We start from the raw sequence: 18,913 nt of genomic DNA on the forward strand, positions 1-18,913 counted from the left end.
CAAAGCAGCCGCTCATCGGCGGCGCCTTAAGACGCCACCGGCCACCTTGTAAAGACCGTGAGCAACGGCCGTCGAGGGCTTAACGGGGGTTTTCGGGTGATTGAGGCTATAACGCGCTGCACGTAGACCGGGGCCCAGCGCTGCTGGGCCTGATGGCGAAAACACGTTTGGAACGGGGAGAACCAAGTCGGGAAGTGACGAGTCCACCGGGGGCGTCGAGCACGCTTTAACAAGAAGGCCAGCATCGCAGATGCTGGCCAGGACGAAGCTGATGAATATTCCCCGAAGTACAGTTAGTATCAGGTCTTGGCCTTAGCCAGAGTTTCCACCGGCAGGAAAAGACGATTTTCAGAGTGTCCAAACGGTATAAATCCATAATGTAAGTAGAAATCTCGCGCATTGTCGTTTAGGGCATCGACCACCACCACGGCTATGCCCATCTCTTGACTCTGAGCGAGGATGCGCCCTAACGCGTCACCCAGCAATCGGCCACCTAGTTTCTGGCCTTTCAGGTCGTCAGCGAGCGCCAAGCGGCCAATCAGGCTTGCCGCCACGTCCGGGTAACGGGGGAGCTTCTTTCGCTTCGTTTCTGGTATGCCCTCCAATTGCACACTGGTGGCCGCCAACGTGTAGTAGCCGAGAATGCGCGCCGGTTCCTCTACCCGCGTCATTACATAAGCAGCTGCCGCGCGGCTCTTAATGTCCTGTGTTGCCTGTCTTTGCAAATACGTATCCAACGACGGCTCCCCACAGGAAAAACCCTGCCTGTCATGCACAGCAGGATTAAGCGGGATGAATTGCACAGGGGATTCTTCAGGCACAGGTTAATGTACTCGGTCAGCCGCCTTGCTACGCATCAAGTTGCGCAGGGCTTCGTTGGGTGCTGGCGGCGATAGAAGAGCTTCGACGAAACGGACACTCTGATCATGGGTCAGCTGGATCACGGCGTTATCGCGAATAACCTTCACTGCTTCCCGGTGCGCCACACTCGCCAGAAAATCCGATACCGTCACACCCTGCAAGTTAGCGGCGCTCTCAATAATTTCTTTTTGACGTCCAGGAACGCGAAATTCTAGGCGGGCGTCCTTGGCCGTTTTTTCTTTGGTTGCAGTCATTTCACCCCTCCTTCTTCGGCAAAGAAATGGCTAGGTTTTTTAGCCGAAGATTACTTCTAAAAAATAATGTACGGCAATTTGCCGGACAAATCAAGTGGGCGCAGGTGAATTTTCTCTACGACGGTAGGTACGCTTGATGAGCGCAACCTGCATGGCGTGCCTGAGCGCAAGTTCCGTGACCCATTCCTTGTCCTTGTAGGTGAAGGTCAGCGGTCCTGTGAACCTATGGCGCAGACAGGTGTTGGGCGTGTCGACATCCAGGACCTCGTGATCTGTTCTGGCGTGGGTGGGGCCTTGTGCACGAAGGTGCCGTTGGCCTAGAGCCGGTTTGGGAATTTCACGCCGCTCTGGGTGAGCAAATACCATGAAGAATGGCCTCTCAGACGTATGGTTCCGACCTCACCGATGACGAGAGGGCGCTGCTGAGCGAGGTGTGGCTCCCACGTGGCCTGACCCTAACACTTGGACACTTTCGAGTAGAGACTCGATTCAAGGACGAGCGTACACTGTCGTCTTCCCTTTTTCACCCGGCCGTCATCCCGACCACCGGTCTCCTTAGCCCACTCATCCGGTGTCCAGTGACCCAACGACGAAAGAGGCCGCCCAGTGTTGTGGAACGTACGCCAGGACTCCAGAACCACCTGAGCATGCAGCTGGCTTGCTCCGCAAAAACTGCATGGTGTGAAGTAGAGAGCCGGACTTGCCTGGGCCGACTCTTCTTCAAATACTGAGTCAGCCCATCGCGTTATAGCCTCAATCACCCGAAAAACCCCGTTAAGGATCTCATTGTCGTCCCAGTCGTTATGGACGCGAGCAGTCAAGGAAATTCAGAGATCGATGGGGAAGTTCGTACTTTTGATCTGACTCTGTTGGCGAATCCGGGTGAGGGCGCCCAGACTCCGCATCTCTCGTTGCCGCGTTGTGATTATCCGCCCCGCCGAACAGCGGTTTTCGAATTTGCCAACAAAGTCGATTGAGGCTACAGCGCCTCTCACAGTTTTGAGAGGGCTGACGATGTACCATTTGTACAAGTGGTACAGGCGTACCATTAGGATGCAGTGTCCCGACAGGGGCCCTACCAAGCTGCACCGCAACAAGGAGATACATGACAAAACATCCCACCAGTTCCTACCCGCCGAACAGCAGCAGCAGCCCGTACCGGTTGACTTAGCGCTTCGACAGGCCCGCATAAGGGGCGCCCGATTCAACCGCGTAAGCGGATCCGCGCACCCTCAAGCCCTCTAACACATACGGCGCTCGGTTAATGCCGCAGCCAGCGAGGTAAGTATGACCACCACGGTCGAACCCAAGAAGCGTGTCAGAGATCCAACTCTGACCGCAGCCACGACAAAGGAAGCTGAACAGACCATCTTCCCCGCCAGCGAAGCAAGAGCGAACTTCATGGAAGTGATCAGCCGTGTCCGATACGGACGCGAGCGCTTGGTGATCACCAACAAAGGCAAGCCCGCCGCCGCGCTGGTCACCATGGAAGACCTGGCTATTCTTCAGCTTCTGGATGACGTGGACATCCAGGAGATCCTCAATGAACGGCTCAAAACCCTCGAAACCACAGAAAGCATCGACTTCGACGACTACGACCGTCGCCGCTCCGCTCGCCGTTAGGCTGGCGATGCATCCCGCTCTGGAGAAGGACCTTGATGCTCTCTCCGACAAGCACTACAGGCAGGTCAAGGCGAAAATCGACGCCCTTCGCACCAATGCTCAGCCCGCTGACCGCCGCCCCATGACCGACTATCCCGGTGTGTACCGGATGGACTCAGGGGAATACCGCATCGGCTGGACCGAACATAAGACCGCCACCGAACATGTGCTGACGATCGTACTGGTGGACCGACGTAACGACAACCAGTTCTACAAGGCCATCAAGCGTCGCCTGCACCTCTGATATGTGGCATTTCGGAAGTCGCCTCCAGAACCAAGCTGGGGGCGTTTCTTACACCCCTGCGCTTGCGGACTAATTCGTGTATATCCCTGATATTCATTTTCCGGAAATACGGAAAACTTTCCGGAAGTCCGTAAACTTGTCCTGAAGGGGAGACAGACTCTACTCTGCCTGCATGAAAGTGTATGGAGTCACCAACGTGAAGGGCGGCGCGGGAAAAACGCACACAACCGTCCACTTAGCTTTCCAGGCCGCCGCGCATGGCCAGCGGGTTGCCGTCCTGGATCTCGACCCCACCCGGCAGAGCGTGAACTGGATTGAGGTAGCAGGTCTGGGCATTCCGGCGCTGCACATCGACATCAAGCAGGCGGACCTTGAGGCCTACATTGCCCAGCTGCGCGACGAGGGAGACTTCGACGCGATCTTCATCGACACTCCCGCGAACGACCGTGACGCCAGTCTGGAGACCCTGATGGTCAGCGACATCGCCATCATCCCCGTCGGCGTGGGCAGCAGCGACACCGGGATGCTGGGCACCACCGAGCGGCAGGTGAAGCGCGCCCTCCAGCTGCGCCCGGACCTGCGACCGTACATCCTGATCAACCGTGGCAAGTTCGCGCCTGCCCGCGAGCGCCAGACCGTCGAGGAGTGCGAGAAGACCGGCTTCCCGATCCTGGAAGCCCGGATCCCGCTGCGCGGCGACTACCAGGCGGCCGCCGGCAACCGACCCGATGGGCACCACTACGCCCAGGTGTGGCGGGAGCTGAACGCATGACCCTGAAATCACCACCCGCCAAGAAGGACAAGGCCAGCGGCCCGACCATGCTCGACAAGAACCGCGAGGTGGAAGCGCAGCAGGAAGCTCAGGCCGCGCTGGTCCTGCCACCGGAAGAGACCATCCCGACCGGGAAGTTCACGGTCAGCCCCATCCGCCTGGATGTCCTCGACGAGTTCGAAGAGGTGTACGGGAAGCTCAAGAAGCAGCGGCGCACGCTCAAGCGGTACCAGCTGGCGGAGGCGCTGCTGGCCAGCCTCGAAGACCCCGCCGTCCTCGCGGCCGTCATTCAGCGCCTGAAGTAAGCGTTGACGTGGCCGTCAACGCATGGCCCACTGGAGCACGCCCAAACCCCGCATCGTCATGTGCGGACGGATCCGCCGCGAGGTGTGGGAGGCGCTCGACGCGTTCGTCGAGGATGCTCAGCAGGACGGCATACCTCGACTCCAGCGGCACCACGGCAGAGCGCCGGAGTATGCCCCCTGGATTTTGGTCGGATTTTCGTCACACTAACAGTACGTAGAACGTTGATGGAGATATTGAAGCAGGATCGCCTCGTCTGACTAGGAGCAGCAGAGATGCCCCAATCCGCGAACTATCCCACGATCCGAGATCCCCGTACCGGTCGCCGCCGCCGGCTCCACCGGGTAGTTGCCGAAACGCTGCTGGGCCGTCCGTTGCTTGCCAGTGAAGTGGTGCATCACCGTGACGGCGACCGCACCAACAATGCTCCCAGTAACCTGATCGTCCTGCCCAGCCAGAGGTACCACGCGCACATCGAGTACCACCTCCGCTGTCAGCGGCGTGGGATGCCCTTCCTGTTCCCTGAACTCCTCATCGGCGTTCTGCAGGAACAACCAGGGACGCTGTTCGAGCACCTGTACTGACGACCACGTCGAATCTCTGGCCTCCGCCGGCGGCCCGCAGAGAGATCGGTGATGGAGATCTTCAAGTCAACTTCGCGTGACTTGCGACTGCTCAATGCTGGAGAGCGGGGGACCGGCGCCTGGACGTTTTTCGGTGGCAGATTCGGAGACCGAAGAGAAACCCCTGAACACTACGTTTTCACGCGTGATCAGGGGCCCAACACAGGGAATGGCTCCCAGTGTTGTAATCAGAATTTAAGGAGCGCGACTACACTCCCACGGTGGTATCGGCCGGACCGGATGTGAAGCGGTCACCCGGCACAGACGTCTGCTGAACTCCAGAGGAACGATCCCTGGGCAACAGACACCCCGAACACGGTGACAGGAAGAACCCAGAAGCAGGTGCCTCCAGCCAACTGGAAGTGATCCAGCAACTCGGGAAAGAAGTCGGAACACGGAACGCCAGAGGCGCCCTGCATCCTGCACTTGAAGTGATTCCTTCCAAACGGTGAACCGCACATCCACGGGGAAGGAAACGTCCACTCGTAGCCCCGCATGGAGAGCTTCTGCGGACTGGTCGCGTACCAGTCGAGTGGGGTGGGTGGTGCTTGTGATTCCAGCTGCCGAATCCGATGGTCTGGAGTCGGTGGCCGGTGCAGATTTGACCACACCCTGAGGAGGAGTCACCCTCTTCCTGATGCTGACGCTCTGGGGGCCAACCCGTTGCGTCCTGGTGCTCGGCACTGCTGTCCGTAAGTCCTCGCAGATGTTCCCAGTCATGCCTGCGGCATGACCTTTTACCGATGGCAGTTTTCGGCCTGGATGAACCAGTCGACAGGGCTCGATGCGCAACCGCATCTTGACCTGTTTGAACCTCCTCTCCGCCGCTCCCACTCCTGGCCGCCAGTCCCTGAAAAAGGACAGTGATGAATTGCCAGGAGCTTCCCACGTTAGCCATAGTTTCCGTCCACCGAAGTGGAGATGTCGCCCGATCAGCATCCAGGGACGATTCGCTGTGCAGTCAGTGGAAATTCCACCTTTAGCCCCGCAAATGTTCCGAACTCGGGGTTTACCCTCGTCCCTGTTGTCCACGTCTCTCGACGGCCCTGAACTGTCGCTCAGGTTCTGACCACGTGCATCCTCAACCCGAAGGTTGAACACCCTGAATCCGCGGTCCTCGCGGACGTGACTGGCTTGAGCTATCCGCCGATCTGCCCAGGTTGCCCCGTGCAGTACCACAGCACCCTTTGCGTGCCGGTCATCACCCGACATCACGCTGTTGCTGCTCATGCTGTTACCAGCATGCTGACGCCCACCAGCAGGGGGGAAGTTGCACCGTTCCCAGCGCCCCATCCCATCATCCCAAAATGGCCGGGTTGCGCGTGTCACCACGCGGCCCGTGTCCGTGTCGCCCAACATCTTTAACCGCTTGTGGGGATTAGGTAGAAGGAGGGAGTTGCACCCTCCAGCCCCTGTTGCAGCCGCGCCAGCGAGTTTTGCCCAGCACGCAGCTACGTCGGTTTGGTCATGGTGGCGAGCCATGCCCATGGTTGTCTGCGAGGACAGCACCATGGGATGAGCGTACGGCCTATGTGGCCCCAAATAGGAACATTCATTATATACATTGAAATTAGCCCGCTGGGACGCATTTTTTGAGTTTCCAAAAAGCTCAGGCTCAATGCTTGTACTTGGTTCAGAAGTGAAGATGGGTTGACTTTCAACCCACGCGTCATGGCGTTTGGCAGCCGTGGCCGACGCCTCAAGTGTGCGCATTTGCGGCGCGATACGCGTCGGTAAATCGAGAAACTCAACTGCACAGCATAACTGAGGTGTGCGATACCACACCACCGTTACCAGCGGCCTGCAGTGTATTGCCCGCCTCGCGCGGGCCTCCCCTCAGGTCGCCACCATCCAGGCCCCTCTCAGCAAGGCACTCCAGGTGGCTAAGCGGCAGGCAGACCGCTACCCGACGATCGGCGCGACCCATGGCACCCGGACTGCCCTAAGACGGGTAGAGATGCCTGCCGTGCAGCTGGTCATCCTGCCGCCGAACAAGGACACGATCACCCTGGTGCTGCTGTCCAACGTGGCGCCGGACGAACGGGAGCAGTGGCAGCTGGCCCTTGACCCGGATTGGCCCCTGCGCTGGCGCAATTACCAGCTGTCCACCGGTCCGACGGGCGCGATCACCTGGCGCCTCAGCGGCGCAATCAGGGAGCATTACCGCGTAAGGATCAACCGCCTCATCACGGGTCGTGGCGGCAGGCCAGGACCAGGGGAACGGCCGTACCAGTACCCACCCGAGACAGCCCGGACGCAAGTCCTGCTGCTCGCCGAGCATCTGCAGCGTTATCCGGGGCTGGCAGGGATACGCCGGGACGTCTACGAGTTGGCGCAGCACAGCACCCGCGTCTGGCGGAGCACGCATCCCGACCAGCCTTATCCGCACTGGCCGACCATGCCGTACCTGCCCTATCGACAGCCACAAACGGCCCCACTCTCGGATCTCAGGGAGATACCAAATGAGCAAAAAACGCACCGATAAGACCATGCTGGCGGACAAGATTGTGTACCTCGTGCGGGTGGGCTCACGCGAGTTTGACGTTGATGCTGCAAGCGCCGACGAGCTCGCAGACAAGCTGGCCCCGCTAGCGGGCCTCGAACTGGCGGAGATCACTCCTATCGCTCAAGCCATCTATGGCCGCGCAAAACGGTTCGATTTTGATTTTTGGAGCATTCGCCGCATCGGCATGCGGCGATTTGTAGCGGACGACGGGGCCCGACTTCCCGGCCAGCTGCCCCCCCGGAAAGGGCGCAAAACGGCGCCGACTGTCGAGGAGTGGGGGGCCGTGGAACTCCCGTCAGACGACATCAAGTTGCTTTGAAGTCCATCTAGCAGCAGTCGGTTCAGGTGGGTATGTGCATAGGCGCATACCCACCTGAACCGACTTTATTGTGCTTGACTGATCAGCAGTTTCCGGCCTAGGACGATGACCTTGCCCCTGTTTCCGGTGCCAGTCTGATTGCAAATCAAGCATAGATTGAGCCGCTCCTCACGTCGCCGGTCACGCGGTGCAGCGTGACGCGGAGGGCCCGCCCGCAACTAACCTCTCGGTTCGTTGGCCGTGTTCAAGCCGTGCTGGGAACAGAACTCTTCACATGACCGCTCCCGCCGGGGGCGTGAGGCGCAGCGCGGCAGATGCGCAGAACGCGGCCTCACCCGACGGGTAGCGTGCGGTATGGGTCGCCTTCGCACGCTCCGCACCGCGCGGCTCATTCAGTTCTGGTTCAACCTGATCTTCACCAGTCTCGGCGGCCTGGGCATCCTCGCGGCGGTGCTGATTCCGAACCTGCTGGCCGCGCGGCAGAAGGCGGTCGAGCTCGGCGGGGTGGCGCCCGGGGGGATCGGCTCAGCGGAACTCGGGCTGATCCTGCTGATTGGCGTACCGGCGCTGCTGGTCCTGCGGGGCCTGTCGCGCGGCCAGGACATGACGGTCCTGCGGGACCGCGTGCGGGGATGCGAGAAGGTCCTGACGCCCGTGGGGCCGCGGTCGGTCGGGGGGGGACGCGCGGTGCTTCCTCCCGGGTGAGCGGAAGGCCGCGTCGGTGATGCTTCTGCCCCCAGATGCGGAGGTGAGCACTCCGGATGAGGCGACGCGGATCGTTGACGACGTAATGCGCGAGGCGGGCCTGCTCGACCACACATCCGACCGGCAGCTGCGGGGGATGAAGGGGCTGGAGGTCACCGTGACGCTCGCCCGGCCACTCCCGGTGCTGCGGGTCGTGAACCGGTCGCGCTGCACGGTGGAGCAGGTGACCCTCCGGACACGCTGGCTCGGACGGGACCTGGGGGAGTCGAAGTACTGGACGGGCAGACTGGACCCTGGGGAGGCCATAGAGGGCACCGTGTCCATGCGGATCTTTCCGACAGACCCGCTCATCACCCTGGCCAGCGTGATGTTTCACGACGGGGACTGGCCGGACTCGGCGTGTGCGGCACCGTGACGCCGCTCCGCTGAACCGGGCGCTGCCTGAATCGGGGGACCAGGGCGCGCCGGTCCGGGGTGATGACCTGGCGCGCACGAGCGGCGGAGGTTCCGCTGGGTGTTGTGGTCGGGCGTGCTGCTCGCCTGCGGTTTCCCCTTTCCTCCAGGACCTGCCCATTCTGGTGGCAGGCGCCAGGGACCGCCTGAGGACAGGAACGCCGCGTCCCCTCCCATCCCGCACGCCGTCATGGGCTTGACGAGTTGCGACATCCGCCAGAGCTGGACTGGCAATGACGTCAATTTACAGGTCGTTGTAGAAGTTGTAGACCGCTTCCCTTGGGTCAAGGTCTTCAGATTCCAGACAGGCGCTGTTGTAGGGGTATTTGTCGTTCTGACCAGATGGACACGTATACCCAATAAGAATTGGCTCTGCATCATCTGCGTTTGCGAAATAAACCGCATCTGGTCCGACACCTTCGTACTCGTTGGTAAGGGATAGGAAAAGGAGGCGTTCCTTTCGTTTCCTGTTTTCGAGAACGATCATTTGTGAATAATGGGTTGCCCGGACCAGTTCGCCTCGCATTGTCGTGAACTCAACACCTTTGGCGAACCGTCTGACCTTGTTGCTCATGAATTTCGTCAGGGTAATGTCGAACTTCCCTTCATTCAGCGCTTCTCTAGCATAGCGTTTATTAGCCCGCGCCTGGGGATCAACCGGGTGAATCACGGCCAAGCTACGCCCGCCCTCATCAACATGGAGCCGCGTAAAATCTTCCTCGAAACCATAGCGTGGAAGGGTCTCGTTGACGGCGGACCGAATATTCTGCCCCGAGTCATCGGAAAAGGTCACCTCAACCGAGGGTGTGCGTGGGGGCTGCGACGTCTCTGCCGCCACCGCCTGCGTTGCGCTCGAGGTCTGGGCCTGACTGTTACCGTCGGGTTTCGTCGAGCAGGCTACGATGCCGCAGGAGAGCAGCACGCATGTGCCGAGCAGAATTCTCATGGGCGCATGTTAGCCGTCGGCCCCTACACGTCCCCGTCAAATAGGTTATGCGGGCAGATCTGGCGCGCCGCACCTCCGCCAGCGCAGGACGCCGCGTTGACCCTCATGGGATCCGCTCAATGTGACCACCGAAGGGTGTTTATTCCTGTACGACGCAGTCCACGGCGCGCAGCGACTAGGCCAGGCACCTGCATTGGTCAGGTGCAGACGACTGTCAGCGGCGTGACGCACCCGCCGGGGGGGGACAGCTGGGGGAGCGGCGCGTGCGGTCCCCCGGTGACGCGGTTCGCCCTGTGGAGCGTCGCCCGCTCCTTACGGCAGTGTTCCCCCATGTGGTGGGTGCACGCGGCTGTATACCGGGCGGCGACGCTGCATTTGGCCGGGGACCGCCACGTGTGGCCCGTGAGATTCGCCGTCATGAACACGTGGGTCAGATCGCAGTTTGGAGGCCAACTGGGGGCGTCAAGGCTGGGCGCTGGCGCTTCCCGCGGGCAGGTGCGGGTGCCCCGCGTCCAGCGGGACGCTAAGGTGAGCGGTACATGAAGCGCTTCTTCACGTCCGTGCTGGTCTCCTCCACCCTGCTGACCACGTCCACGTCACTTGCCGCTGCAGGCGCCCCCGCTGCCCCAACCCCGGCGCCCACCGTGAAGGTCAGTCCGGACGGGCAGTGGGAGTACCTGGTGATCTCGTTCGGCAAGACGTACTTCAGTTCCGCGGCGGACATCGCCGCCAAGCAGTCGGGACAGGGCAAGTTGATGCTGTTCGGGCCGTTGGGAGGCGTGGTGGCCAGTGAGGCGCTGGACGTACAGGCACAGGTGGACACGCTAGGCCGGTACGGGTGGGAGTTGATCACGGTGCTGGGCGCGATCGGCGGGGATCAAGAGTGGGTGTTCAAGCGGCGCTTCGATCCGGCGCGCGCAGCGAGTGAGGCCGCACAGATCAAGAAAGAAGGCGCCGCGCTGGCCGCTGCGCGAGAGCAGGCGGCGAAGGATGCGGCGGCGAAGGTGCCGGCGACGGAACTGGTGGACCTAGATGCGCAGGAAGCCCGGGCCAAGAGAGACGCGACGGAGAAAGCCGTGCGGGATGGGGTGGCGGCGCGGCTCACGCTACCCGGCTGGCCAACTGTAAAGTTGGACACGAGTGGCCTGTATGTGTATTCGACGTCGAGCGGTGGGGTCAATACGTCGGGGTCGGTCACGGTGACGCTGGACGCCACGCCGCGGGCGCTGTCGGGCAACACGTACCGGGGCTCACAGGTGACGGCGTTGATTGAGGAGTACCTGCGGACCCTCGCCGCGCAGGGACGGAGCGTGGAGAAGTCGAATTACAGTTCGTGCGTGAACGGCGGGACGGCGTTCAAGGTGGCGGCGAGCGTGAAATTTAATGGGGAGTGGCGGGAGGTGAGCGCGTCGTACCTGAGTGCGACGTACTGCCTGAAGTGAGGAGGGGCAGGTCTGATCCGTCAGGGATACGCCTCAGGACGAAAATTGGACGTCCTACAGACGCCGGAAGGACGAGCGGGTTGGGTGTGATGCATGGATACCCTGCTGACCCCGCCACTTCCCCGCGCGCCCCTGCGTGACGATGCCGAGGCGCGCAGCCGGGCGACGGGCACATCGACGCGCGGCAGCTGGCCGCCGTGTACGGCCTGAACGTCAAGGACATGGCGCTGATCATTGGGCGGGACCCGAGCGGCCTGGCCCGGTGGCCCGACAGTGCGGGCGTGCAGGAGGCCTTGGTGCCGCTGGAGGCGCTGGCGGTGCGGCTGCGGGCGTACTTCGGGTCGATGGAAGTCAGCCGCATGTGGCTCCAGGCGCCGAATCCAGCGCTGGGGAGCGAGGTGCCGATCAGCCGCCTGCGGGCGGGGAAGGTGAAGACCGTGCAGCGGCTCTTGCTGATGGCGCAGACGGGAATGCCCGTTTGAACCTCGCGGCACTGAGGTCCGTCACGCCACTGAACCTGGGTCTGTTGCAGACTTTGACCTTGCCCCTGTTTCCGGTGCCAGTCTGATTGCAAATCAAGCAGCAGTGAGCCGCCCCCAGATTTGTGGCCAGGTCAGGCGAACCTAACTCTCCACTTCATACCGTCCAGTTTTTGGGGGGCAGACCAGGGGCATCGATCGCATCGAGTTTTAAGGGCGTAATCTCATGTGCAAATGGGTTTATGAGTTTTATATTAGTAAAGTTCAAGTGCTTGTCACGCTCCGTCAACCCACCCGCCTGAAGTCCTTGTTGATCAGGTACTGCATCACGGTCTCGCTGCCATCAAGCTCAACATAGCCACCGTCCACGGCCGTCACAGTGACGATGCGGCCTGCCGTGTGCTTGTGCTCCCAGATGGTACCGACTCTCACGACATCGGCGGGCTGCTCGGGCTCGGGGGTCACAGCAGGTTTAGCCTGAGGGAAATTCGCCCCACCGGACACATCCGTGTCCCAACTGCGTCCGCTGCCTGCCTGTTGACCCTTCCGGATTTGTGCACCGACCTCTTCGTCAAGAAGGCGAATGATGTACGTCCATTGATTGCCGGACCCAGCATTTTGGCGCCCCAGAGAGATCAACTCGGCAGCCCGTTCTGGCGTGATCTGCATGATCCAGCCGCGACGCCCGCCCGCCTTCAGACTGGGGGGGGTCTCTTGCATCAAGGCGTTGAGTCGCTTCTCACCACCCAGGGCGGGCAGCAGCAGGGCGCGGGTCGCTTCGGGGTCGTGGGGTTCGTCCTTGAGGCCGGACAGGGCTTCCTGGGCATCCTGTGCGGTCAGCGGGCCCACCGCACCGCCCAGAACCTCTGGCACTTCAGTGACCGTTCCCAGTTCCTGCCCTTCAGTGACCTGATCCCCGAACAGGAATTTCAGGTCCGAGTCCGTGACGGCCGCGTCAGCGGCCCCGCCGTCAGGCGGCAGCACGGCCACACCAGCAGCGGGGCTGGTCTGGCCGCCTGCTGTTTCTCGCGCAGCGAAAGAGGTGGTGACCGGCGCGCTGCCGGGTTCGACCACCGGCGCGCCCTGGGGCTGGTTCGCGCGCGCGTTTGATTCCAAGTTGTATTCACCACCTGTCTTTTTAGGTGTGTTTAAAGAAGTGTCTTTATACGTACCGATTTCCGGTACACCCCCTGTACCGACTTTCGGTACACCCTCTGTACCGGTTTCCGGTACACCCTGGGGGGAGGATTTCCGACGTGTACCGATTTCCGGTACACCTTTCTTCGCGAGTCGTTCGGCAGCGCTCTGTCCCATGTGAACATGGTTCTCCAGCCACACCTTTTCCATGTCGAGGTGCCAGCTGTTGGCGCTGACGCGATCCCCAGGGGTCATGCTGACGAAGTGGGCGCAATGCTCGAGCACCTGTGCCTGCACCCGCTGGAGCTTGTCTTGACTCCAGGCGAGATCCTTCTTCATGCGGCGGACCGATAGCGTGGCGTTCGTGTTCGCCCAGCTGAGCAGGTAGTTCAGGTATCCGTACCCGTCGCCGCCGATCAGTGGCATGTATTTGTCACGCAGAACGTTCGGGCACTGATGAAAGCCACGGTGGTGATCACCGCTGCTGGTGACAATCGCGCCGGTCATGCCAGCACCTGGAGCAGGTTGAAGATACGGGCGAAGTCGCAGATGGGTTTCCCTTTGGTATGGGGGGTAAGCTGGACTGCCTCTTCGCTGCTGCGCTTCATGAATTCCTTGGTCACGTCTGCTCCAGCGCTTTCCTGGGTATGGGTGACCCGTCCGGGACGTTGACCGGACACCGCCATGCGCGTAACATGGCAGTAGGCGAAGGCCTCGCGCGTTCTATCGCGCGAAACAACTTTCTGAAGAGCGGCACCCCTTGGGACTAATGGACTGCAATCCACCCGAGGGGTGTTCCCGTTGGTCTGTTGCTCGGCGACCTCCGGGTTGTCTGTCACTGTAGCGCATGGCACGAGACCCTGGAGCGAGGCAAACGCACTTGGGGTAACGCGAGCTCTTGGCGTCTGACAGAGCTTTGGCATCTGGTACACAGGGTCAACACGCCTCAATCCGAGTGCCGTGAATTTCGCGACGATCGACGGGCGCTTTGCCGAAAATGACGTCTGGGCGAGGGATAATGTCATGCCTCAGGGTTGTGTGCTTTTGGGTTTCAGACCTAATCCCCCTTGAGCGGGCCGCGAAATTTCGTCCCGATATACCGAACAGCATCGGTTCGCATCTTCAGTCGACATCCCTATTCGCTGCCGTATGCCATGCATCAAGTCAGAGCAGGCGTGGGGCCGTTGCGGTCCCCAACACTCTGGGCGGTAGGACCATAGAACAGCGTGGAGGGGTGTGGAAGGGCACAGGCAGGCGATTCCGACCCTGGATGAGGCATCGAGACGCCCAGTCGTGACTTGCTGCCTCAAATGCCATCCATGCTCTCCGAGACAGGCTCCACAGTGTCTCGACGTCCCGAAGTTGCGATGGGTAGAACTGGAAGCAAATGGCTCGTTTTGGTGACCTGGCACGCCCCGTTCTGATGCTCCACGCTGTCCTGCGGCGCTATCCACTAGGCACGTCACCCCATATATGGCCCGGCTGATGTGAGGAATCTGGAGAGCCTTCAGGGTGCGGCAGTCATGCCTGATCACCCGTGACGCGCTTTAAATATGCGAGTGCCGTGTCCTCATCCGGTTGGTCTGTCGATCCGCCCCATGATTCACCTTCAAGAGCAAGAATGACCGCCAAATCTTTGGGGGTGAATGTGTGTCCCCAGTGTGCAGCCCACTGCCGAATAACTGGATTCATGAGTTCGTGCAGGTGCGAGGCGGCTGCCTCTTGCAGACCCACCTTCGCGCTACAGATAGGGCACAGGAAGGAGCCGTGAAAAGGCAGAGCGGAGGTATCCCCACAGTGATCACAGAAGTAGTCGGTCATGTCCTTGCCACTATGGTGGTGCGCGTGCGTTTCAAAGTCACGTCCGGCTGTGCCCGGTGTGGATGGATGAACCCCCGTTTCCAACAATCCCAAGGCGTCGAGAGGGGTACAGGCCACCACACGGCGTCCAGGGGCGCCTTGCCGGAGTTCACTCTCCAGAGGGCGGTTAATGTGTTTAGGGTGGGTCACTTGGGGGACACGCCAGAAGCATTTTGCCCTCACTTCATTGCCGTGAATCTAACCGAGTGAGTGACGGCTTCACTGTGAGCAAGCGGGGTCGTCACGAATCTTGCACTGAGTGATCTATGGTCTACGCCAACTGCCAAGGAGGAGAAGACTCGACACTTGGAATTTTGAGTAAGGGGTGGTTTGAACACGGCGCGGCCGACGTTGCCGAGTCAGTCACTCGCTGAGCAGGCGTCGCAGTCGAAGTTTGGCTGTTTCCGTGTTGGGGAAGTCCATGACGTGACTGGCCAGCAGGATCTGACTGTTGGGCGTCAGCGCCATTCCCTGGACAGTCTCCCGGTCCACCGTGACCCGCCCGCCCTTCCCGAACGTGGGATCAGGTGTGCCGTCCGCGCGGTAGCGGATGAGCACGCTGCCCCGCAGGTCCGCCAACTGGAACACCGCCAGGACGCGCCCCTGCAGATCCGGCAGCACGCCAGCGACCGTCGTGGCGCCAGTCACGTCCACCGCACGGAACTGGGCGTCCAGTTGCCCGTCCGGCGTGAGCCGCACTACCCGGCTGCGCTGCTCGATCCCGTCGCTGGTGCCGATCAGGGCAGCGCCGTCCGGCAGAATCACAGCGTTCACCAGGCGGCTGTTGGAGAGCTCGGATTGCTGCGCGTCGTACGGGAGCGTCACTGTCGGTCCGGCCGGCGTGAGTGCTCCGTCGGGGCTCAGGTCGAGCAGTTGCGCCGCGCGGGGAGACGTGACGAGGAGCCGCACGCGGCCGTCCTTGAGCACACGCGCGGCATGCACGAGCCCGCTCTCTGGTGCAGGCAGTTCCAGCGTGCCGCCCAACCCGAAGGCCGCGTCGGGCTGGCCCGTCGCTGTGAACTTGAAGAGTTGCGCGCGGCCCTGCCCGCCGCCGTACGCCAGGACGCCACTCTCCGGGAGGCGCAGGAGTCCGCGGAGCACACCGGGTTGCGAGGGAGTCTTCCACGCAGGGTCCAGGGTGCCTTGTGCGGTGAAGCGCACGAGCGTGTTCGTCTGCCCACTCAGGCCCATCAGGTACCCGTCCCGGTCCGGGATGAGCGGCGTGGGGAGATACGCCCAGTCGAGGGTGCGCTGCGGTGTGGTGATGTTGATCATGCTGCCGAGGCGGCGGCCGTCCGGGCGCACGAGGACCGCGCGCATCTCGCCCATGTTCGAGCCGCTGCTGCTCATGAACGGTGCGTGGTCGCCCGAGTTGGTCAGGAGCCAGGTATCGAAGACGTCGAGGGGATTGACGGGAACGTCGAGGGTGCCGCCCGTACCAAAGAACGGGTCGGCGGAGCCGGGTGGCAGGCGGGTGTAGGCGACGCGCAGCGTGGCCGCGGTCCGCACGATGAGGCGGGTGGGGGCGGCCACGTACACCTGGGCGCCACTGGCGACCGGTCGGGGCGTGACCGTGTAGGTTCCCGCTGGGACGTCGAGGGTCTTGCCGCTGGTGAGTGAGGCGCTACCGACGAGGACGGTTGCGGCGAGGTCTGAGGGGAGGCCGGTGGCCACGAGTGTGACGCGGTCGGCGGCGGCGACGGTGAGCAGGAAGGCGGGGAGCAGAGCGAGACGACGGAGCAGGGTGCGGTGCATATCAGGCCTCCAGAACTTAGAGTGATAGTACGTAGAGCAACTGTACATATTTTGATAGAGCGCGGCAGCCTGAACGGATGCCGTCCAGTCGCCGCCCACCCAGCGAAGCCCGTAAAGCGTTCGGCGAGCGTGTCAGGGCGCGCCGACGCGCCCTGAACCTGACGCTGGAAGACCTCGCGGAACGCGCGGACCTGAACTGGTCGTACATCGCGCAGGTGGAACGGGGCATCCGGAACGTCAGCATCGACAACATGGCGGCCCTCGCGGACGGACTGAACGTGGAGTTGCGGGACCTGCTCTGAGCCTACGGTCCCACCCGGGCCGCGTCGACCACATCTGACCATGCGTTCGATCAAGGTAAAATCCTACGGACTTCCGGCTGCTCCGCTATCTCAATTGACGTCTCGCTATCAAGGCAATTTTTCGCCCTATCTGTTTCAGCTGAGGCAAAAATCTTTCCCTGTGCTTCGGGTGGCGTTCCGCCTCTTGAAGCACAGATGCGAACTGCTGAGCTAGCCCCAGTGGAACAAGTCCACCCAAATGCCAGCCATACCGAGCTGCCAAAATCTTCCAGGCCAACTGATCAGAGCGAGAAAGAGTATCTACGCTGACGGTTTTTAGAAAATCTATGACCTCGGGGCGATCAAATACTGAAGGATATTGTGGACATGCATCTGCCATTGATTTGACTGGTCCTGAAGCGCGGCCTGCTTGTTTATTAATGGTTTCCTTGGTTTCAACAGGTGAGCGGGATGCCTCTAAATTCTCCTCGGGTATGATCTTTGGCAAGCTGCTGGGTAGTCCGTGCATGAATTGTTCAATAGTTGGAGCTCGAATTACAAATTTCCCCTTGTTAAAAGGATCTGGCATTGCAACAACAAAAGTGTAAATGGGGTGTTTAATTGAGCTTGGTACTTGAATAACCTCATCGAGGTGCGTTTTTATTTTTAGGTAATTTGAATTTTTATCACTCGTAAAGCCGATAACGGTTTCATCCTGACCTGCAATTCGACCACGCTTGCCAGATCGTAGTTTTACTTCAACTTCACGCCAAGACATAGTGGTGGGTAGGCAGGCCCGAACGATGTCTTTTTTTGTAGACCCTCGGTTGCCGCAATGATGATGGCGTAGTGTGCCGTCTGCGCGCGTTTCCATTATGTATGGATCGCCAGAAGTGGGGACATAGGCCCAGACATCTCCAGTGCAAGAAGCGCAGGAAAAAGGAATGAATAGTCCGCGCCTTAGTTTATTTGACTCAGAGAGATATCTCAGAAATTCAAGCGTAGGTCGCTGTTTATCGTACCGGCCATCCAATACAGCCTGAGGGATTCGTTTCCCATCAGCATAGATGCTGCCTTTCCCTTCGACCTCTAACTTCTCCAGAACGCCCTGGAACCACTTGGTCATCTCAATAGGCATGCGTGCCATAAAAAGTGTGGGGCGCCTGAGACTTGCCCCTTTCAAATCATTGGGTGCATTTGGGCAATCATGTTTTGGCCAGGGCCAACCCATTTCATCGAACAGCACCACGCTGCCATGTTCATTGGCATAGATATAAATCTTTTGACCGCAATACCAGCATGAGGTGACAATACTGAAAGAACTCCCTCAGTACCCGACACTTTCCGGGGAGTTCGTCTGGGACGGCATCAACAGGTCGATCAAGTCACACAGGCGTGCTGACTCCCGGCTGAACGATCGGACCAGTTCCCGCAAGCCCATCTTCACCACGCTCCACGCCCGACGACCATGCGCCTTCTTCGGGCAGTCCAGCGTGACTCCGACGAGCACACACCACGTGTAGGTCAGCGTCAACAGACACAGCAGGCGCTCCACGTGATCGTGGAGCGTCATGTGTGTTCCCTCCAGTTGGAAGCCCTTGCTCTTCAATGCCCGGAAGAGACATTCAATCAGGAACCTCCGGCGATATCGCGTCTGGATCGTCGTCACCGCCCCGGCGTTGCTGGCGATGATCAGGGCCTCGCCGTCTCGCGTGTGCATCAGGACCACGTTCATCGGTTGCCCGTACACCAGCGTGTCCTCGACCAGCAGACCGGCCGTGCCGGTCTGCAAGCGACTCAGCCAGTCCTTCGCCGTCCAGTCGTCCATCAGCGTGTCGCTCCGCAGGCGCACGCAGATGGGAATCCCACGGCAGGCCAATCCCTGAATCCAGTCATAGCCGACGAATTCACGGTCGGCATACAGGATTCGGATCTCCGCTGCACAGAGCAGGCAGAGGGCATCGTCCATGAGAGTGTGCCGGATCTCCGTATGGCTGCCGCCCCCGTGGGGCAGCAGCTCGTAGAGGAGGGGGATCGCGACGCCCCGCCAGATGACAGCCAGGAGCAGGACGTTTACATCGGTCTGCCCGTATTTCCAATTTGTCCGGTCGAGGATGAATTCGCGGGGTTGAGCGGACGGAAGGAGCGTCAGAACCACCCGGGCAACGTCGGCTGGCTGGATGGGATGCCGGTCAAAGAAGCGTTCCACGCGGCGGATGACGGAGGCGTTGTGCGCGCTTCCGGGGAAGCGCGCGGCGAGTTCGGCATGCCGGACGTCCTTGCCCCCAAGGAGCGCGAGGACCATGAGAGA

At 60.8% G+C, this 18,913-nt stretch carries 20 protein-coding genes and 1 pseudogene; 12 read left to right on the plus strand and 9 right to left on the minus strand.

Going from position 1 to position 18,913, the window contains the following annotated elements:
• Positions 1-89: 89 nt before the first annotated feature.
• The 3 genes and pseudogenes from ABDZ66_RS17285 to ABDZ66_RS16965 form a co-directional block, all read right to left on the minus strand.
• Positions 90-245: pseudogene (locus tag ABDZ66_RS17285) on the minus strand (IS701 family transposase); the annotation flags it as partial.
• Between the two features lie 54 nt (positions 246-299).
• Entirely contained in the window at positions 300-821 is a 522-nt protein-coding gene (locus ABDZ66_RS16960) for a GNAT family N-acetyltransferase (protein ID WP_343761470.1), read from the minus strand.
• A gap of 3 nt (positions 822-824) precedes the next feature.
• Positions 825-1,115 (minus strand): type II toxin-antitoxin system TacA family antitoxin, encoded by a 291-nt coding sequence (locus tag ABDZ66_RS16965; protein WP_343761472.1) that lies wholly within the window; start codon positions 1,113-1,115, stop codon positions 825-827.
• A 1,287-nt stretch (positions 1,116-2,402) separates the two neighbouring features.
• Between ABDZ66_RS16965 and ABDZ66_RS16970 the strand changes: the two genes are divergently transcribed.
• From ABDZ66_RS16970 to ABDZ66_RS17010, 9 genes are all read left to right on the plus strand, one after another.
• The gene (locus ABDZ66_RS16970) at positions 2,403-2,738 is read left to right on the plus strand and encodes a type II toxin-antitoxin system Phd/YefM family antitoxin (RefSeq protein WP_343761474.1); all 336 of its coding nucleotides are present in this window, start codon (positions 2,403-2,405) and stop codon (positions 2,736-2,738) included.
• 7 nt (positions 2,739-2,745) lie between these two features.
• Positions 2,746-3,021 carry a type II toxin-antitoxin system RelE family toxin gene (locus ABDZ66_RS16975; RefSeq protein WP_343761476.1) on the plus strand — a complete coding sequence of 92 codons (276 nt, stop codon included), beginning with the start codon at positions 2,746-2,748 and terminating at the stop codon, positions 3,019-3,021.
• A gap of 172 nt (positions 3,022-3,193) precedes the next feature.
• The gene (locus ABDZ66_RS16980) at positions 3,194-3,793 is read left to right on the plus strand and encodes a nucleotide-binding protein (RefSeq protein WP_343761480.1); all 600 of its coding nucleotides are present in this window, start codon (positions 3,194-3,196) and stop codon (positions 3,791-3,793) included.
• Entirely contained in the window at positions 3,790-4,098 is a 309-nt protein-coding gene (locus tag ABDZ66_RS16985) for a hypothetical protein (protein ID WP_343761482.1), read from the plus strand. Before ABDZ66_RS16980 ends, ABDZ66_RS16985 begins: the two co-directional genes overlap by 4 nt.
• Positions 4,099-4,371: 273 nt before the next feature.
• A complete protein-coding gene (locus ABDZ66_RS16990) occupies positions 4,372-4,680 on the plus strand; it encodes an HNH endonuclease (protein WP_343761486.1) in 309 nt (102 codons plus the stop codon).
• 1,810 nt (positions 4,681-6,490) lie between these two features.
• Entirely contained in the window at positions 6,491-7,204 is a 714-nt protein-coding gene (locus ABDZ66_RS16995; RefSeq protein WP_343761487.1) for a hypothetical protein, read from the plus strand.
• Positions 7,182-7,544: a hypothetical protein gene (locus ABDZ66_RS17000; protein ID WP_343761489.1), complete on the plus strand. Its 363-nt coding sequence runs from the start codon at positions 7,182-7,184 to the stop codon at positions 7,542-7,544. Before ABDZ66_RS16995 ends, ABDZ66_RS17000 begins: the two co-directional genes overlap by 23 nt.
• Before the next feature lie 354 nt (positions 7,545-7,898).
• Positions 7,899-8,249: a hypothetical protein gene (locus ABDZ66_RS17005; RefSeq protein WP_343761491.1), complete on the plus strand. Its 351-nt coding sequence runs from the start codon at positions 7,899-7,901 to the stop codon at positions 8,247-8,249.
• Positions 8,250-8,265: 16 nt separating this feature from the next.
• On the plus strand, positions 8,266-8,664 hold the full coding sequence (locus ABDZ66_RS17010; RefSeq protein ID WP_343761494.1) for a hypothetical protein: 399 nt from the start codon (positions 8,266-8,268) through the stop codon (positions 8,662-8,664).
• Positions 8,665-8,946: 282 nt separating this feature from the next.
• On the opposite strand, the gene ABDZ66_RS17015 is transcribed toward ABDZ66_RS17010, so the two are convergent.
• Positions 8,947-9,648, minus strand: coding sequence for a hypothetical protein (locus ABDZ66_RS17015; RefSeq protein WP_343761496.1), 702 nt, complete (start codon positions 9,646-9,648; stop codon positions 8,947-8,949).
• Between the two features lie 539 nt (positions 9,649-10,187).
• Between ABDZ66_RS17015 and ABDZ66_RS17020 the strand changes: the two genes are divergently transcribed.
• Positions 10,188-11,090 carry a hypothetical protein gene (locus tag ABDZ66_RS17020; protein WP_343761498.1) on the plus strand — a complete coding sequence of 301 codons (903 nt, stop codon included), beginning with the start codon at positions 10,188-10,190 and terminating at the stop codon, positions 11,088-11,090.
• 197 nt (positions 11,091-11,287) lie between these two features.
• Complete coding sequence (locus ABDZ66_RS17025; protein WP_343761500.1) at positions 11,288-11,572, plus strand: antitoxin Xre/MbcA/ParS toxin-binding domain-containing protein; 285 nt, start codon at positions 11,288-11,290, stop codon at positions 11,570-11,572.
• 282 nt (positions 11,573-11,854) lie between these two features.
• On the opposite strand, the gene ABDZ66_RS17030 is transcribed toward ABDZ66_RS17025, so the two are convergent.
• The 3 genes from ABDZ66_RS17030 to ABDZ66_RS17040 form a co-directional block, all read right to left on the minus strand.
• Positions 11,855-13,213 (minus strand): hypothetical protein, encoded by a 1,359-nt coding sequence (locus ABDZ66_RS17030; RefSeq protein WP_343761502.1) that lies wholly within the window; start codon positions 13,211-13,213, stop codon positions 11,855-11,857.
• Between the two features lie 1,014 nt (positions 13,214-14,227).
• Complete coding sequence (locus ABDZ66_RS17035; protein WP_343761504.1) at positions 14,228-14,527, minus strand: hypothetical protein; 300 nt, start codon at positions 14,525-14,527, stop codon at positions 14,228-14,230.
• A gap of 402 nt (positions 14,528-14,929) precedes the next feature.
• The gene (locus ABDZ66_RS17040) at positions 14,930-16,321 is read right to left on the minus strand and encodes a hypothetical protein (RefSeq protein WP_343761506.1); all 1,392 of its coding nucleotides are present in this window, start codon (positions 16,319-16,321) and stop codon (positions 14,930-14,932) included.
• A 77-nt stretch (positions 16,322-16,398) separates the two neighbouring features.
• On the opposite strand from ABDZ66_RS17040, the gene ABDZ66_RS17045 reads away from it, so the two are divergent.
• Positions 16,399-16,623, plus strand: coding sequence for a helix-turn-helix domain-containing protein (locus ABDZ66_RS17045; protein WP_343761508.1), 225 nt, complete (start codon positions 16,399-16,401; stop codon positions 16,621-16,623).
• 85 nt (positions 16,624-16,708) lie between these two features.
• On the opposite strand, the gene ABDZ66_RS17050 is transcribed toward ABDZ66_RS17045, so the two are convergent.
• Both ABDZ66_RS17050 and ABDZ66_RS17055 read right to left on the minus strand, forming a co-directional pair.
• On the minus strand, positions 16,709-17,851 hold the full coding sequence (locus tag ABDZ66_RS17050) for a hypothetical protein (RefSeq protein WP_343761510.1): 1,143 nt from the start codon (positions 17,849-17,851) through the stop codon (positions 16,709-16,711).
• A 78-nt stretch (positions 17,852-17,929) separates the two neighbouring features.
• Positions 17,930-18,907, minus strand: a complete 978-nt coding sequence (locus tag ABDZ66_RS17055) for a transposase (RefSeq protein WP_343761512.1) — start codon at positions 18,905-18,907, stop codon at positions 17,930-17,932.
• Between the last annotated feature and the right edge of the window lie 6 nt (positions 18,908-18,913).

The sequence above is a fragment of the Deinococcus depolymerans genome (genome assembly GCF_039522025.1).
GTDB classification, from domain to species: Bacteria; Deinococcota; Deinococci; order Deinococcales; family Deinococcaceae; genus Deinococcus; species Deinococcus depolymerans.

Excerpts from the sequence above, each read along its gene's own strand:
- ABDZ66_RS17030 (WP_343761502.1), bottom strand. The coding sequence starts at position 13,213 with ATGACCGGCGCGATTGTCACCAGCAGCGGTGATCACCACCGTGGCTTT.
- ABDZ66_RS16990 (WP_343761486.1), top strand. The coding sequence starts at position 4,372 with ATGCCCCAATCCGCGAACTATCCCACGATCCGAGATCCCCGTACCGGT.
- ABDZ66_RS17015 (WP_343761496.1), bottom strand. The coding sequence starts at position 9,648 with ATGAGAATTCTGCTCGGCACATGCGTGCTGCTCTCCTGCGGCATCGTA.
- ABDZ66_RS17045 (WP_343761508.1), top strand. The coding sequence starts at position 16,399 with ATGCCGTCCAGTCGCCGCCCACCCAGCGAAGCCCGTAAAGCGTTCGGC.
- ABDZ66_RS17005 (WP_343761491.1), top strand. The coding sequence starts at position 7,899 with ATGGGTCGCCTTCGCACGCTCCGCACCGCGCGGCTCATTCAGTTCTGG.
- ABDZ66_RS17035 (WP_343761504.1), bottom strand. The coding sequence starts at position 14,527 with ATGACCGACTACTTCTGTGATCACTGTGGGGATACCTCCGCTCTGCCT.
- ABDZ66_RS16985 (WP_343761482.1), top strand. The coding sequence starts at position 3,790 with ATGACCCTGAAATCACCACCCGCCAAGAAGGACAAGGCCAGCGGCCCG.
- ABDZ66_RS16965 (WP_343761472.1), bottom strand. The coding sequence starts at position 1,115 with ATGACTGCAACCAAAGAAAAAACGGCCAAGGACGCCCGCCTAGAATTT.
- ABDZ66_RS17040 (WP_343761506.1), bottom strand. The coding sequence starts at position 16,321 with ATGCACCGCACCCTGCTCCGTCGTCTCGCTCTGCTCCCCGCCTTCCTG.
- ABDZ66_RS16975 (WP_343761476.1), top strand. The coding sequence starts at position 2,746 with ATGCATCCCGCTCTGGAGAAGGACCTTGATGCTCTCTCCGACAAGCAC.
- ABDZ66_RS17020 (WP_343761498.1), top strand. The coding sequence starts at position 10,188 with ATGAAGCGCTTCTTCACGTCCGTGCTGGTCTCCTCCACCCTGCTGACC.
- ABDZ66_RS17055 (WP_343761512.1), bottom strand. The coding sequence starts at position 18,907 with ATGGTCCTCGCGCTCCTTGGGGGCAAGGACGTCCGGCATGCCGAACTC.
- ABDZ66_RS17000 (WP_343761489.1), top strand. The coding sequence starts at position 7,182 with ATGAGCAAAAAACGCACCGATAAGACCATGCTGGCGGACAAGATTGTG.
- ABDZ66_RS16970 (WP_343761474.1), top strand. The coding sequence starts at position 2,403 with ATGACCACCACGGTCGAACCCAAGAAGCGTGTCAGAGATCCAACTCTG.
- ABDZ66_RS16980 (WP_343761480.1), top strand. The coding sequence starts at position 3,194 with ATGAAAGTGTATGGAGTCACCAACGTGAAGGGCGGCGCGGGAAAAACG.